This window comes from Pseudomonas sp. NBRC 111140, from assembly GCF_001320885.1.
Classification (GTDB): domain Bacteria; phylum Pseudomonadota; class Gammaproteobacteria; order Pseudomonadales; family Pseudomonadaceae; genus Aquipseudomonas; species Aquipseudomonas putida_P.
In genome coordinates, this window is the sequence record NZ_BCBQ01000058.1 from 26494 (window position 1) to 40824 (window position 14331).

14 protein-coding genes and 1 riboswitch are annotated in these 14331 nt (G+C 63.2%); of the genes, 6 read left to right on the forward strand and 8 right to left on the reverse strand.

Annotated elements, in window-relative coordinates:
• The 4 genes from APH42_RS18405 to APH42_RS18420 all read right to left on the reverse strand — a co-directional run bounded on the left by APH42_RS18405 (position 1) and on the right by APH42_RS18420 (position 2666).
• Complete coding sequence (locus tag APH42_RS18405; protein ID WP_060493957.1) at positions 1–609, reverse strand: YqiA/YcfP family alpha/beta fold hydrolase; 609 nt, start codon at positions 607–609, stop codon at positions 1–3.
• 110 nt (positions 610–719) lie between these two features.
• Positions 720–1520, reverse strand: a complete 801-nt coding sequence (gene cpdA, locus APH42_RS18410; RefSeq protein WP_012274481.1) for a 3',5'-cyclic-AMP phosphodiesterase — start codon at positions 1518–1520, stop codon at positions 720–722.
• Between the two features lie 85 nt (positions 1521–1605).
• Positions 1606–2058, reverse strand: a complete 453-nt coding sequence (locus APH42_RS18415; RefSeq protein WP_041166609.1) for a DUF1249 domain-containing protein — start codon at positions 2056–2058, stop codon at positions 1606–1608.
• Positions 2049–2666 carry an NUDIX domain-containing protein gene (locus APH42_RS18420; RefSeq protein ID WP_012274483.1) on the reverse strand — a complete coding sequence of 206 codons (618 nt, stop codon included), beginning with the start codon at positions 2664–2666 and terminating at the stop codon, positions 2049–2051. The genes APH42_RS18415 and APH42_RS18420 overlap by 10 nt, the downstream gene beginning before the upstream one ends.
• A 185-nt stretch (positions 2667–2851) precedes the next feature.
• Here APH42_RS18420 and APH42_RS18425 point away from each other — a divergent pair, with 185 nt between their 5' ends.
• Positions 2852–3598, forward strand: a complete 747-nt coding sequence (locus tag APH42_RS18425; protein ID WP_012274484.1) for an RsiV family protein — start codon at positions 2852–2854, stop codon at positions 3596–3598.
• Here the strand turns inward: APH42_RS18425 and cytX are convergent.
• Both cytX and thiC read right to left on the reverse strand, forming a co-directional pair.
• Entirely contained in the window at positions 3567–4850 is a 1284-nt protein-coding gene (cytX, locus tag APH42_RS18430; RefSeq protein ID WP_012274485.1) for a putative hydroxymethylpyrimidine transporter CytX, read from the reverse strand. The two genes, APH42_RS18425 and cytX, sit on opposite strands and share 32 nt — an antisense overlap.
• A gap of 165 nt (positions 4851–5015) precedes the next feature.
• Positions 5016–6896 (reverse strand): phosphomethylpyrimidine synthase ThiC, encoded by a 1881-nt coding sequence (gene thiC, locus APH42_RS18435; protein WP_060493958.1) that lies wholly within the window; start codon positions 6894–6896, stop codon positions 5016–5018.
• A gap of 155 nt (positions 6897–7051) precedes the next feature.
• Positions 7052–7158, reverse strand: a riboswitch (TPP riboswitch).
• Between the two features lie 160 nt (positions 7159–7318).
• Between thiC and APH42_RS18440 the strand changes: the two genes are divergently transcribed.
• On the forward strand, positions 7319–8755 hold the full coding sequence (locus APH42_RS18440) for a TolC family outer membrane protein (RefSeq protein ID WP_012274487.1): 1437 nt from the start codon (positions 7319–7321) through the stop codon (positions 8753–8755).
• A 90-nt stretch (positions 8756–8845) separates the two neighbouring features.
• Here the strand turns inward: APH42_RS18440 and waaA are convergent, their stop codons facing one another.
• Both waaA and APH42_RS18450 read right to left on the reverse strand, forming a co-directional pair.
• Positions 8846–10117: a lipid IV(A) 3-deoxy-D-manno-octulosonic acid transferase gene (gene waaA / locus APH42_RS18445; protein WP_060493959.1), complete on the reverse strand. Its 1272-nt coding sequence runs from the start codon at positions 10115–10117 to the stop codon at positions 8846–8848.
• Between the two features lie 11 nt (positions 10118–10128).
• Complete coding sequence (locus APH42_RS18450; protein ID WP_060493962.1) at positions 10129–11019, reverse strand: LysR family transcriptional regulator; 891 nt, start codon at positions 11017–11019, stop codon at positions 10129–10131.
• A gap of 87 nt (positions 11020–11106) precedes the next feature.
• On the opposite strand from APH42_RS18450, the gene APH42_RS18455 reads away from it, so the two are divergent.
• The 4 genes from APH42_RS18455 to APH42_RS18470 all read left to right on the forward strand — a co-directional run.
• Complete coding sequence (locus APH42_RS18455; RefSeq protein ID WP_012274490.1) at positions 11107–11439, forward strand: multidrug efflux SMR transporter; 333 nt, start codon at positions 11107–11109, stop codon at positions 11437–11439.
• A gap of 78 nt (positions 11440–11517) precedes the next feature.
• The gene (locus tag APH42_RS18460; protein WP_060493960.1) at positions 11518–12693 is read left to right on the forward strand and encodes an FAD-binding oxidoreductase; all 1176 of its coding nucleotides are present in this window, start codon (positions 11518–11520) and stop codon (positions 12691–12693) included.
• Entirely contained in the window at positions 12690–13502 is an 813-nt protein-coding gene (locus APH42_RS18465; protein ID WP_012274492.1) for an aldo/keto reductase, read from the forward strand. The genes APH42_RS18460 and APH42_RS18465 overlap by 4 nt, the downstream gene beginning before the upstream one ends.
• Positions 13503–13554: 52 nt before the next feature.
• A partial coding sequence (locus APH42_RS18470; RefSeq protein WP_060493961.1) for a hypothetical protein occupies positions 13555–14331 on the forward strand: 777 nt, incomplete at its 3' end.

Below are 14331 nucleotides of genomic sequence, written 5' to 3' on the forward strand. Positions count from 1 at the left end.
TCAAAATACAGAAAAATCGAGCGCAGCATACTGCCCACGGGCAATGCCGGCGAACGCCAACAGTGCCGGCAGGCGCTCGGCGAAGCCTTGGAAGCTGTGGTCGCCACCGGCCTGAATGCGCAGGGCACAAGCACGGTAATAGCGCTCGGCGTGGCGATAGTCCAGGGTTTCATCGGCGGTCTGCAGCCACACTTGATAGCGGCTGGCATCTACCGGGGCCGGCACTTCCAGCTCGGCCAGTGCCTGCACGTGGTCGTGGGTCAGCTCCCAGGTTTCACCGCTGTAGTGATTGCGCTGGGTGCCCAGGTAACCGTCGAAATGCTTGTGCGGGGTTACCGCCGGGTTGACCAGCAACGCCTTGAGGCCATAGCGCTCGGCCAGATGGGTGGCATAGTAGCCGCCGAGCGAACTGCCCACCAACAGTGGCGCACCAAGTTCGGCGATGGCCGCTTCGAGCTGGGCGATGGCCTGGCGTGGGTGGTGGTGCAAGGCGGGCACACGTAGCTGGGCCGACAAGCCCAGTTGCTGCATCACGGCTTCGAGCTGGCGCGCCTTGGTCGAAAGCGGCGAGCTGTTGAAGCCATGGATATAGAGGATGGAACCCGACATGCTGCCCCCGGAATCTGTGGCTTCGCGCCTGATGGTGCGGGCGCAGGGACGCGCAGTGTAGCGCGTTCGCCGGGTTTTGACGCAGTGTCACGGGTTTCGCAACAATTTCTTCAATACCCTGGGCTATCGAAGTCGAGTTTCACAGCGAAGTCCAGCGCCCGCTCCACCCCGGTTTCCAGCCGCCCGTCGGCATGCAGACGCAACCAGCGGTAGCCCGGCTGTTCTTCGCTCACTTTGAAGTCTTCGCTGCGTGCGGCGAACTGGATACAGGTCGACGGAGTAGCCAGCAAACGCCGCCCCCCGCGTACTTCATCCCACTCCTGATGCACATGCCCCCACAGCAAGGCCCGCACCTGTGGATAACCCTCGACAATGTCGAACAGCGCCTGGGCATTGCGCAAGCCGATCGGCGCGATCCAGGCGCAGCCAATGTCCACCGGCTGATGGTGGAAACACACCAGGCAATGCCGCTCGCCCGCATCTTTCAAGGCTTCTTTCAACACGGCCAACTGGCCATCTTCGAGAAACCCGTGGGTAGCGCCGTGCACGGCGGTGTTGAGCATGATGACGCGCCACGTACCCATATCGGTGACCGCTTGTACCAGCTCTGGCGCCACGTGCGCCATCACCTGGGCCTCGTCATGGTTGCCCGGCAACCAGCGGGTGGGCGCGGCAAACGTTGCGGTCAGTTCACGAAACGCTTCATAGGATGCAACGCTGGCGTCCTGGGACAGGTCGCCCGTACACAGCAACAAATCGACAAGCGGCTGCTCGCGCCGCACCTGGGCCACCACATGGCGCAGGCTGTCACGGGTTTTCAGGCCCAGCATGCTGCCGGCCGGGTCGGCGAACAGGTGGGCATCGGTCAGTTGCACCACATGCACGGGGCGGGATTGGTCTGGCGGCGACAACGGCCATCTCCTCGAACGATTTCAGCACGAATTATGGCTGCGCGAAGGTCACGAGCAAACACCCGCAACCGACCCACGTCACAATTCAGCGAACACTTGCCAGTTCATGGCCACAGGCCAGGCAGTGGCTGAGCCATTCACCGAGGAACAGGTTGAGCTGGGCCTTTTCGTCCGGCTGATGCATGGCCGCGTTCGGGTAGGGGTAAATACTGCGCAGGCGCCGGGTGTGTTCGGCGCTGACCACTTCGGCCATGCGTGCATCGTGGTACACCTGCACCTCCAGGTGCGGCACGGGCAACCACGGCAGGCTGTGTTCCTGGCGCACGTGCAACGTGGTGGTGTATGGGCAGGCCAGGACCACGTCGAGCACCAGCACACCGAGCATCTGGTCGCCCTGGGTCATACCGATACGGCGCGAGCTTTGAGTGGTGCGCATGTCAGGCAACAGACGCATCAGCCGGGCGTAGTTGGCCTCGCAGGCTGCCTGCAGCCCGACCAGGTCGACTCGATAGCGCTCACGCAGCAGGTTCACTTCCACATACCTCGTACTTCGTCACGGTTCAGCGCCAGCCATTGCAGGCCAATGATGGTCGCTGCGTTGCAGATGCGCCCGTCGCGCACCGCCTGCAAGGCATCCTCGAACGACCACACACGCACACGGATGTCTTCACCCTCTTCTTCCAGGCCATGCAGGCCGCCCGCGCCCTGGCTGCTGCAACGGCCAAGGAACAGGTGAACATATTCGTCACTACCGCCAGGCGACGGGAAGTAACGCGTCATAGGCCACAGGGCGCTGAATGTCAGGCCAGCTTCTTCCTCAGCTTCGCGGTGAGCGACTTCCTCGGGTTGCTCGTCCTTGTCGATCAGCCCGGCAACCATTTCGATCAGCCAGGGGTTATCGACCTTGTCCAGTGCACCCACACGGAACTGTTCGATCAGCACCACTTCATCGCGCAACGGGTCGTACGGCAGCACGCACACGGCATCATGGCGCACGAACAGTTCACGGCTGATCTCGCGGCCCATGCCCCCGGCAAACAACTCATGGCGCAGGCGTAGCTTGTCGAGCTTGTAAAAGCCCTGGAAGCAATTGGCCCGCTCGATGATTTCGAAGCCCTTGGGCACTGAGTTCAACGCGTCTGACATGGAAATCCTCATTACCTCGAATACTGCTTCGCGCCATCCTACTCTGCACGCCTGCCGGTTTCATCCCTTTCTGGCAACCGCTGGCGCACTCGGGACAGCAGGTCTTCACTCTGTTAGCTTAGTGGCGAACTGAAGGCCGCGCAGACGGTCAAAGGCCGACTTTTCCCTGTTCTGCAAGGATCATCATGACACTTGTCAAACTGACTTCCGTGGCCGTGCTGGCACTCGCTCTAGGCGCCTGCCAGAGCCTGTTCACGCCCAACTACCGGGCTCCGCTCGAGGTCAAGCGCGACGCCTGGGAGCATGTCAAACCCGGCTGCAGCGAGCGTGACTGCCCGCTGGTGAATATCGACATGGTCCACTTCCCGGCCCTGCCCAAGCTCGATGGCATCGTTGAAAAACGCCTGCTGCAATTGACCGAAGACAATCAGCATGGCACCGCGCCAAGCACCCTGCAGGCCTACGAACAGCAATACCTGGCCAATGCCGACAAACGTAACAGCAGCTACTTGCAGGCCAAGGTACGCGAGCAGCATGACGGGCTGGTGATCATCGAGTTGTCCAGCTACCTGGACAGCGGTGGCGCCCACGGCATGCCGGGGCGTGGCTTCATCAACTACTCGCGCAAGCTGGACAAGGTACTGACCCTGCAGGACATGTTGGTGCCGGGCCAGGAGGACACCTTCTGGAAAACCGTCGAGGAGTCACACCGCGCCTGGTTGATGAGCGTGGGCATGGACAAGGACGCCGAGTTCGTCAAAACCTGGCCGTTCAAGAAGTCGCCGCACATCGCCCTGACGTACGGCGCGGTAGTGGTCAAGTACGAGGTCTATGCCATCGCGCCCTACTCCATGGGCCACGTGGAATTGAAGATCCCCTACCCACGCCTCAATGGCGTGCTCAAGCCTGAGCTGTTTCCCGGCCGCGGCTGAGGCTTAGCAGCCCATGCAGCACACCTGCCAGCAGCAATGCTGGCAGGGTAGCGCCCAGTTCCGGTGCATTAGCGGCAATCAGGTGATAGGCCGCCACACCCGCAAACCAGGCCACCAGCGCTTGCCAGTGCAAGCCATCGATTTGCGCAGGCAGGCGACGACGACGGATCACGTAATGGTCCATCAGCACCACACCGAACAGCGGCGCGAATACCGAACCGATCAGCAACAGGAAGTTCTCATACTGGGCCAAGGGGGCCAGCAGGGCGATCAAGGTGCACAGCACGCCGATCGCAAGTGCCAGGTGCTCGACCTTCAGCGGCAGCAGCACACCGGTTGAAACTGCCGCCGAGTGGATGTCGGCGAAGGCTTTTTCCGACTCATCCAGCAGAATCAGCAGCAACGGGATACCCATGCCGGCCCCCGCCAGCGCCAGCAGCAGCGCATTGACTTCGCCACTGGCGGCGAAAGCCAGGGTGTAGGCCACGCCCAGGCTCATCAGCCAGGTGTTGCCGATGAAATAGCCCACGACCGTGCCACCGAACACATGCTTGCCGTTGCGGGCGAAACGCGAGTAGTCGGCAATCAGTGGCAACCAGGACAGCGGCATGGCGATGACGATATCAAAGCCCACCGCCAGGGACATCGAACCGTCACCCGCGCGGCTCCACAGATCAGCCAGGTCGGCCTTGGCGAACAGGTTCCAGGTGAGCCAGACGCAAGCGCCCAGCAGCAACCAGATCCCCCAGGCGCGCAGCACCTTGCGCACGAAGGCCAGTGGCCCGCTGACGGCCAGCAAGGTGGCTAGCGCACCGAAACACAGGGTCCACAGCATCGGGCTGTTCCAGGCACTCTCCTCACCGAAGGCTCGCGCGCCCAACAGGCTGGCAGCATCGCGCATGACGATGATTTCGAACGCGCCCCAGCCCACCAGTTGCAGCAGGTTGAGCAACGCCGGCAAACGCGCGCCATGGCTGCCCAGGCTGAGTTTCAACGTGCCCATGGCGGACAGGCCGGTGTCGCTGCCGATCACCCCGGCGGCGCCCAGCAACAGCACACCGACACCGGTGCCCAGGGCGATGGCCAGCACCGCGCCGGCAAGGCCCAGGCCTGGCGCCAGCATGGCACCGACTTGCAGCACCATCAGGCCGATGCCTAGGGAGAACCACAGCGAAAACAGGTCGCGGGCACCGAAGATACGCTGGTGGGTGGGGACCGGGTGGTCGGGGGAGAATTGGCTGGGTGATGTCATGGTTGGCGCTCGCCGGCAATGTTGTTGGTGTTCTTGGCAAGGACTTCGTCCTCAAATCGCGACGCAAGGCCGCTCCCACAGTGGCCGCGCAGGCCTTGAGCCTTGTGCGGTCCCTGTGGGAGCGGCCTTGTGTCGCGAAAGGGCCGCTAAGCGGCCCCAGCGTTCTTACACTTTGTGGTACAGCTGGCTGCCTTCCTGGCGGAACCGCTCGGCCTGCTCACGCATGCCTTCTTCGACCGTCACATCCACGGCCTCGATCTTGGCGGCGTACTCACGCACTTCCTGGGTGATCTTCATCGAGCAGAACTTCGGCCCGCACATCGAGCAGAAGTGCGCGACCTTGGCCGACTCCTTCGGCAGCGTCTCGTCGTGGAAGGCACGGGCCGTGTCCGGGTCAAGGCCAAGGTTGAACTGGTCTTCCCAACGGAACTCGAAACGCGCCTTCGACAGGGCGTTGTCGCGAATCTGCGCACCTGGGTGGCCCTTGGCAAGGTCGGCGGCATGCGCGGCGATCTTGTAGGTGATGATGCCGGTCTTGACGTCGTCTTTGTTCGGCAGGCCCAAATGTTCCTTGGGCGTGACGTAGCACAGCATGGCGCAACCGAACCAGCCGATCATCGCCGCACCAATACCCGAAGTGATGTGGTCGTAGCCCGGAGCAATGTCGGTGGTCAGTGGGCCGAGGGTGTAGAACGGCGCTTCGTCGCAGCACTCCAGCTGCTTGTCCATGTTCTCTTTGATCAATTGCATCGGCACGTGGCCAGGGCCTTCGATCATGCATTGCACGTCGTGCTTCCAGGCAATCTTGGTCAGTTCGCCGAGGGTTTCCAGCTCACCGAACTGCGCGGCGTCGTTGGCGTCGGCAATCGAGCCAGGGCGCAGGCCGTCGCCCAGCGAGAAGCTGACGTCGTAGGCCTTCATGATTTCGCAGATTTCGTCGAAGTGGGTGTACAGGAAGTTTTCCTTGTGATGCGCCAGGCACCACTTGGCCATGATCGAGCCCCCACGGCTGACGATACCGGTGACACGCTTGGCGGTCAGCGGCACATAACGCAGCAGCACACCGGCGTGGATAGTGAAGTAGTCCACCCCCTGCTCGGCCTGCTCGATCAGTGTGTCGCGGAACAGCTCCCAGGTCAGGTCCTCGGCCACGCCGTTGACCTTTTCCAGGGCCTGATAGATCGGCACGGTGCCGATCGGCACCGGCGAGTTGCGGATGATCCACTCGCGGGTTTCGTGAATGTGCTTGCCGGTGGACAGGTCCATGACCGTGTCCGAGCCCCAGCGGATGCCCCAGGTCAGCTTGGCCACTTCTTCCTCGATCGAGGACCCCAAGGCGCTGTTGCCGATGTTGCCGTTGATCTTCACCAGGAAATTGCGGCCGATGATCATCGGCTCAACTTCCGGGTGGTTGATGTTGGCCGGAATGATCGCGCGGCCACGGGCGATTTCCTGGCGGACGAATTCGGGGGTGATTTCTTTCGGGATGTTGGCACCGAAGCTGTGGCCAGCGTGCTGCTCTTTGAGCAGGCCAGCTGCACGGGCCTCCTGCAGCTTCATGTTTTCGCGGATGGCCACGTATTCCATCTCGGCGGTGATGATGCCCTGGCGGGCATAGTGCATCTGCGAGACGTTGGCGCCCGCCTTGGCACGACGCGGGTTGCGCACATGGGCGAAACGCAGCTTGGCCAGCTCGGCGTCGTTCAGGCGCTGCTGGCCGAAGTCGGAGCTCAGGCCGTCCAGGCGCTCGGTGTCACCACGGACGTCGATCCACGCTGAACGCACGTCGGCCAGGCCTTTGCGCACGTCGATGATCACGTTGGGGTCGGTGTATGGGCCGGAGGTGTCGTACACCAGCACCGGGGCATTGGTCTCGCCACCAAAATCGGTAGGGGTGTCATCCAGGCTGATTTCACGCATGGGTACACGGATGTCCGGGCGCGAGCCTTCGACATAGACCTTGCGCGAACGCGGGAACGGTTGCACGGACTGCTGATCGACTTGTGCCGATTCGCTGAGGTTGATCGCTTTTTCTTGTTTGGTCATCACAGGCTCTCCAGACGGCTTCCTAGCAGTGGAATGTCGGGGTGAACCTGAAACGCGCGGACGCACCCTCTTTGGAGTGCAGTGCCGGGTATGGGGGTGCCTGAAGCTGCATGCAGCTGTGACAATCCCGGACCTGGCACAAGAGGCTCCCCGGGAAGGCGAGCAATCTTGTTCCCTACGCAGGCGCTAACCTGATCAGGTTCAACGGGATCCGCACCTCTGCGATCTCAGCCTTTGCTTCAAGGCACCCCGACAAGAACCTGCGCAGTCTAGACTGGAGTGGTCGGCAAAGCCAAGCGGGTAAATGAGCGGATGATGAAAGGCACACCAAGCGATTGTTGCCGGGTGCGCATGGCACTACACTGGCCCGTCGCGCGATACTCAACAGTTCAGTAATTAAATTTCGTACAAGGATTGCCTCTATGCTGCGCAAACTCTCACTGGCGATAGCCGTGTCTTGTGCGTCCAACGGAGTGGTCTGGGCAGCGGACGTGCCCCAATCAGTAAAGACCGACCTGGTCAGCGTCTATCAGGAAGCGGTCGACAACAACGCCGACCTGGCGGCGGCACGCGCCGATTACGGCGCCCGCAAAGAGGTGGTGCCCCAAGCCCGTGCCGGGTTGCTGCCAAACCTGTCGGCCGGCGCAGAAATGCTGAACACGCGCACCAAGCTGGACGAACCATCGACCACCAGCAACCGCAGCGGCAACACCTGGAGCGCCACCCTGGCTCAGCCGATCTTCCGCGCTGACCGCTGGTTCCAGCTGCAAGCGGCCGAAGCGGTCAACGAACAGGCAGCGCTGGAGCTGTCGGCGACCGAGCAGAACCTGATCCTGCAAACCGCGCAGAACTACTTCGCCGTACTTCGCGCACAGGACAACCTGGCCGCGACCAAGGCCGAGGAAGCGGCCTTCAAACGCCAGCTGGACCAGTCCAACGAACGCTTCGACGTCGGCCTTTCCGACAAGACCGACGTGCTGCAGTCCCAAGCCAGCTACGACACCGCCCGGGCCAACCGGATCATCGCCGAACGCCAGGTGCAAGACGCCTTCGAGGCCCTGGTGACCCTGACCAACCGCGAATACACCTCGATCCAGGGGGTGGTGCACACCCTGCCGGTGCAGGTGCCTACACCTAACGACGCCAAGGCCTGGGTAGAAACCGCTGGTCGCCAGAACCTCAACCTGTTGGCGACCAACTACGCGGTTTCCGCCGCCGAAGAAACCCTGCGCCAGCGCAAGGCCGGCCATGCGCCGACCCTTGACGCAGTGGCCAAGTACCAGAAAGGTGACAACGACAACTTCGGTTTCACCAACCCCGCACCAGCCCCCGTCACGCGCTACGGCGGCGATGTCGAGCAGACCAGCATCGGCCTGCAACTGAACATCCCGATCTACAGCGGCGGCCTGACCAGCTCGCAGGTGCGCGAGGCCTACCAGCGCCTGAGCCAGAGCGAGCAGCAACGCGAAAGCCTGCGCCGCCAGGTGGTGGAAAACACCCGCAACCTGCACCGCGCGGTGAACACCGATGTAGAGCAGGTACAGGCGCGCAAGCAGTCGATCATCTCCAACCAGAGTGCGCTGGAAGCCACCGAAATCGGTTACCAGGTCGGTACACGCAACATCGTCGACGTGCTCGATGCCCAGCGCCAGCTGTACACCTCGGTGCGCGACTACAACAACAGCCGCTATGACTACATTCTCGACAACCTGAGCCTGAAGCAGGCAGCCGGCACCCTGAGCCCGCAAGACCTGCAGGACCTCAAGCGTTACCTGAAAGCGGACTACAACCCGGACAAGGACTTCCTGCCACCGGACCTGGCGGCTGCCGCGGCGAAGAACTTCGAGCGCCGCCCTTGAGATAGATGTTGGCTTTTTCGCGGGCTCGCCCGCTCCCACAATTCAAATCCTGTGGGAGCGGGCAAGCCCGCGAAGAAGGCGATGCAATAATCAGCGGATAAGCGCACTCAGCCCATCGAGCAAGCGCTGCAGCGCCCCCTGATTGGCCTGCATCACCGCCCTGCCCGCCTCACCCATGCGTTGGGCATCCTGCGGCAGCTCGACCAGACGCCGCACAGCACCGGCCAGTCCATCGGTATCATCCACCTGCTGCAACGCCCCCGCCTCGCGCAGCATCGCGCTGATTTCTAGGAAGTTGAACACATGCGGCCCCATGAGCACCGGCAAGGCAAGCGCCGCAGGCTCCAACGGGTTGTGCCCGCCGGTCGCTACCAGGCTGCCACCGACGAAGGCAATGTCGGCCAAGGCATACAGGAACAGCAGTTCGCCCATGGTGTCGCCCAGCAATACCCGGGTTTGCCCATCGACCGGCGTGCCAGCAGAACGGCGCACGGTGGCGAATTGCTCGCTGCACAACGCGTGTACCGCATTGAATCGCTCGGGATGGCGCGGCACCAGGATCAGCAAGGCATCGCCATGCACCTGCAACAACTGCCGGTGCGCCTGCAAAATCAGCGCATCCTCGCCTTCATGGGTGCTGGCAGCAATCCACACCGGGCGCTGCTCGGCACCCCACTGCTCACGCAGTGCCTTTGCACGTGGTAGCAGTTGCTCATCAATCTTCAGGTCGAACTTGATCGAGCCGGTGACCTGCACGCACTCAGTGCGCGCACCCAGGTCACGGAAACGCTGCGCCTCGGTTTCGGTCTGCACGGCAATCAGGCTCATTTCGGCCAGCATCGGCCGGGTCAGCTTGGCAAAGCGCCCATAACCACGGGCCGAGCGCTCGGATAACCGCGCATTGGCCAGCGCTACCGGAATCCCGCGTTTGGCGCACTGGTGGATGTGGTTGGGCCACAGCTCGGTTTCCATGATGATGCCCAGCTTCGGCCGCACATGGTCGAGAAAACGCCCCGCCGCCCATGGCAGGTCGTAGGGCAGGTAGCAGTGCTGCACGCGCGGTTCGTCGGCGAACATGGCGCGAATACGCTCGGAACCGGTGGGAGTCATGCAGGTAAGGGTGATGGGCAGTTCGGGGTAGGCCTTGAGCAGGGCACGCACCATGGGCGCGGCAGCAATGCTCTCACCCACCGACACCGCATGCACCCAGATGCCGCCCTGGCGCATGGTCGGCAGCTTGAAGGCAAAGCGCTCACCGATACGCTGGCCATAGGCCGGCGCCTTGCGTGCGCGCAGGTACAGGCGCAGCGCAACCAGCGGCAGGCCCAGGTGAAACAGCAAGGTATAGAGTGTTCTGTTCATGGCGGCGAAGTTTACCCGATCGCACGCAGGTGTACTGCAAAGCGCTCGGCCAGCCACTGCGCAGCGGGCCCCAGTGGCTCATCGCGGCGCCAGGCCAGCTCCGCCACCAGCGCCGGCGGGCGCCACTCACTGTCCAGTTCGACCATGTGCGCCTGGTAGGTCGGGTACTGCACCACGTGCCGCGGCAGCCAGGCCCAGCCCAGACCACGCATCAGCAGTTCAGCCATGGCGTAGAAGCTGTCGGCACGCCATACCTGCGGGCTGATTGCCTCGCCGCCAGGGTAACCGCTTTGCTGTGGGGTGATGAGTAATTGCCGGTGGCGCGCCAGTTGCTGGCGGGTTGCCCGGCCTTGCCCCGCGAGCGGGTGGCCGACTGCGCACACCGTGACCATTTCGACGCTGCCCAGGACGCGACGCTCCAGCGAAGACGGGATGCTTTCATGGTGGAAGAACAGCCCCAGATCGGCTCGGCGCTCAACCAGCTTGCGCGCTACATCGCCCTGGGCGCCGCTGGCCAGTTGTACCTCCAGGTACGGGAAGCGGCTGGCCAGTTCGTCGAGGCTGTCGATCACCGGTTGATAAGGCATGGCCTCATCCTGAGCAACCCGCAGCAAGGCCTCCTGCCCGCGCATCAGGGCCAGGGCGCGACCATCCAGGTGTTCGCACTGGCGCAGCAGTTCGCGGGCGTCTTCCAGCAACGCGCTGCCACTTTCGGTCAGTTTTGGTTGCCGGCCGCTGCTGCGCTCGAACAACGTGACACCCAAGTCTGCTTCCAGCAGGGCGATGGCATTGCTGATGGCCGATTGGGCCTTGCGTTGTTCGCGGGCCACGGCAGAAAACGAGCGCAATTCGCCGACGCGCAAAAAAATACGCAACTGCTCCAGACTCCATTGCTCAGCCATCATCCTATCCCCATATCAGATAGGTAATGACTTTACCGCATCTGGCCAAGGTCTAGAATGCCCAACCAGTTACCGGAGGATCCCGCCATGAATGCCTACACCTACCTCGCCATTGCCATCTGCGCAGAAGTCATCGCCACCGCTTCGATGAAAGCGGTGAAGGGCCTGAGCACGCCGTTGCCACTGCTGCTGATGGTGGTGGGGTATGGCGTTGCCTTCTGGATGCTGACCTTGGTGGTGCGCAGCATTCCTGTAGGGATTGCCTATGCCATCTGGTCGGGGCTGGGGATTGTGCTGATCAGTGTGGCGGCATTGGTGATCTACGGGCAGAAGCTCGATGTGCCGGCGATGCTGGGCATGGCCATGATTGTGGGGGGCGTGGTGGTGATACAGCTGTTTTCGAAAGCGGCTGGGCACTGAGGCTGGCTTGCCGGCGATAGGGCCCTCTCAGGTATAGCCTGTATACTTGCCAGCTGTCCCAGTCTTCGAGGTACCGCCATGCCATCTGCCATTTCCACTGACGTGCTGATCGTCGGCGCCGGGGTCGCAGGCCTCTGGCTCAATGCCCGCCTGCGCCGCCAGGGCTACTCGACAGTGCTGGTGGAGCGCGCCAGCCTTGGCGGCGAGCAGACCATCAAGTCGCAGGGCATCATCCACGGCGGCACCAAGTACGCCCTGCACGGTGCCCTGACCGGCGCCTCGGAAGCCATTGCCGACATGCCGCGCCGCTGGCGCGAAGCCTTGAGCGGCAGCGGCGAACTGGACCTGAGCGGCACTCGCCTGCTGTCCGATGCGCACTACCTGTGGTCGCCAGGCACCCTGGCCGGCAACCTCACCAGCTTCTTCGCCAGCAAGGCCGTACGTGGGCGAGTCGACCAAGTAAAAGGTGAGCAACTGCCGCCGGCCCTGCAAGACCGCGCCTTCAAGGGCAAGGTTTACCGCCTGGCCGAACTGGTCATCGACGTGCCCAGCCTGCTGGCCAACCTGGCCGAACTGGCGGGCGACAGCCTGCTGGCTGGGGAGCGCATTGAGCCGCTGCGCGAAAACGACGAGCTGGTCGGCCTGCGCGTTGACGGTCGCGACATCCGTGCCCAACGCGTCGTGCTCAGCGCCGGCGCCGGCACCGAGGAACTGCTGCACGCCCTGGGCCTGAACCAACCGGCCATGCAAACACGGCCGCTGCACATGGTCATGGCCAAAGGCGCCAACCTGAAACCCCTTTACGCTCACTGCCTGGGTGGCGGGCCCAAGCCGCGCGTTACGGTGACCACCCATCCGGCAGCCGATGGCCAGTGGGTCTGGTACCTGGGCGGCGACCTGGCCGAAGCCGATGGCGTGGCGCGCGAGCCAGCCGCACAAATCGCCGCAGCGCAAAAGGAAATCGCCAACCTGCTGCCATGGGTCGACCAAAGCTTGGTGCGCTGGGCCACCCTGCGCGTCGACCGCGCCGAACCTGCGCAATCGGGCCTGGTACGCCCGGACAATGCCTTCCTTGCCGACCAGCAGCGCCTGCTGGTGGGCTGGCCGACCAAGCTGGCGCTGGCACCTGACTTCAGCGACCGGGTCATCAGCCACCTGGAGCGCGACGGCATCCGTCCACAAGCACAAGCCGACCTGGCCGACCTGCCACGCCCACCGCTGGGCGTAACGGCTTGGGAGCAACTGCTGCCATGACCTTGCCAACCCTGCACGACTTCCATCGCCCGCTGGGCAGCACCGGCTTCAAGGTTTCACCGCTGGGCCTGGGCACGGTAAAACTGGGCCGCGACCAAGGTGTGAAATACCCCACCGGCTTCACCATCCCCGGCGATGACGAAGCCCGCTTGCTGCTGGCCCAGGCCCGCGAGCTTGGCATCAATCTGATCGACACCGCCCCGGCTTATGGCCGCAGTGAAGAACGCCTCGGCCCGCTGCTGCGCGGCCAGCGCGATGAATGGGTGATCGTCAGCAAGGTCGGCGAAGAATTCGATCAAGGCCAATCGCATTTCGATTTCAGTGCCGCCCACACCCGCCGCTCGGTGGAGCGCAGCCTGCGACGCCTGGAAACCGACCGCATCGAACTGGTACTGGTACATTCCGACGGTAACGACCTGGCCATCCTCGAACAGCAGGAGGTCTACCAGACCCTGGCAGCGCTCAAGCAGGAGGGCAAGATCCTTGGCTTCGGCCTGTCCGGCAAGACCGTCGCCGGCGGCCTGAAGGCGCTGGAGCAAGGCGACTGCGCCATGGTCACCTACAACCTCAACGAGCAGGCAGAACGCCCGGTGCTGGACTACGCTGCCGAACACGGCAAGGCCATCCTGGTAAAAAAGGCCCTGGCCAGCGGGCATATCTGCCTGGCCCCGGGCGTTGACCCGGTGCAGGCCAGCTTTGAGCTGCTGTTCGCCCACCCCGGCGTCAGCAGTGCTATCGTCGGCACCATCAACCCGTTGCACCTGGCCCATAACGTGGCCACCGTCGCCCGTATCCTGGGCCAGCATTGAGTTACCCCTGGCCCAAGGGCCAGGAGACTGACCCGACGCAAGGAGTAGCCTCGTGGCGCGAACGCTGATCCGCAAGAACCCGAGCAACTTCAAGACACTGCCACTGCATGTCGAGGCCACGGCTGAAGGCCTGATCTACCAAAGCATCGGCATGCCGCTGAACTTTGCCCAGACCCAGCAGCGGCGCAAGGCGATCCAGTTACCCGACGTGCAGCGTTTTGTGGTCGAACTGGCAAACCTGGGCGTGTCGGTGCGCCTTACCCTGCATTGGCAAAACCGCGATTACTGGGTGCTGGTGCGCCAGCGCCGGCAAGACCGTGGCGACGTGGTGCTGAAACTGATTTCCGGTTATGTACCGGCGCAGGAGTTGAACCTGCCGCTGCACACGGCTGTACAGGAAGTGGCCGAGGAGTGCCTGCTGGAAACCCCAGAGGGCTGGCTTGGCGGGCGTTTCAACGATACCTGGCTGCCCGTCCCTTACGCTGCCGCCCTGCACTACCGTGAAACGCCGCACTTCGTGCTGGCCCCGCAGTCCGGCGCAGCACGCCCGGTACACTGCGGCCAGCTGATGCTGCTGGAGCGCCCACGGGCCTATGTGCACTTGCCCACCGCCTCGCTGCAACTGATCTACGATATGCGCCTGCAGGTACCCCGTGAGGCCAAGAAACTCAGCCTGTTCCACGTCGATGAACGGCTGGAGGGCGGCCAGCTGGTGGCGCGACTCAACCGCAAACGGCCAGACCTGTATCTGATGCCGTTAAAGGACGGCCAGCCGCTGGCGGAGCTGTATACGCTTAAAAAGGATGAGCTGGTGCCGGCGAGCACACGC

What these genes read in the sequence shown, in the direction of transcription:
- APH42_RS18465 (WP_012274492.1), top strand. Translation starts at nt 12,690, where the DNA reads ATGACCTTGCCAACCCTGCACGACTTCCATCGCCCGCTGGGCAGCACC.
- waaA (WP_060493959.1), bottom strand. Translation starts at nt 10,117, where the DNA reads ATGAACAGAACACTCTATACCTTGCTGTTTCACCTGGGCCTGCCGCTG.
- cytX (WP_012274485.1), bottom strand. Translation starts at nt 4,850, where the DNA reads ATGACATCACCCAGCCAATTCTCCCCCGACCACCCGGTCCCCACCCAC.
- thiC (WP_060493958.1), bottom strand. Translation starts at nt 6,896, where the DNA reads ATGACCAAACAAGAAAAAGCGATCAACCTCAGCGAATCGGCACAAGTC.
- APH42_RS18455 (WP_012274490.1), top strand. Translation starts at nt 11,107, where the DNA reads ATGAATGCCTACACCTACCTCGCCATTGCCATCTGCGCAGAAGTCATC.
- APH42_RS18440 (WP_012274487.1), top strand. Translation starts at nt 7,319, where the DNA reads ATGCTGCGCAAACTCTCACTGGCGATAGCCGTGTCTTGTGCGTCCAAC.
- APH42_RS18405 (WP_060493957.1), bottom strand. Translation starts at nt 609, where the DNA reads ATGTCGGGTTCCATCCTCTATATCCATGGCTTCAACAGCTCGCCGCTT.
- APH42_RS18425 (WP_012274484.1), top strand. Translation starts at nt 2,852, where the DNA reads ATGACACTTGTCAAACTGACTTCCGTGGCCGTGCTGGCACTCGCTCTA.
- APH42_RS18450 (WP_060493962.1), bottom strand. Translation starts at nt 11,019, where the DNA reads ATGGCTGAGCAATGGAGTCTGGAGCAGTTGCGTATTTTTTTGCGCGTC.
- APH42_RS18460 (WP_060493960.1), top strand. Translation starts at nt 11,518, where the DNA reads ATGCCATCTGCCATTTCCACTGACGTGCTGATCGTCGGCGCCGGGGTC.
- APH42_RS18420 (WP_012274483.1), bottom strand. Translation starts at nt 2,666, where the DNA reads ATGTCAGACGCGTTGAACTCAGTGCCCAAGGGCTTCGAAATCATCGAG.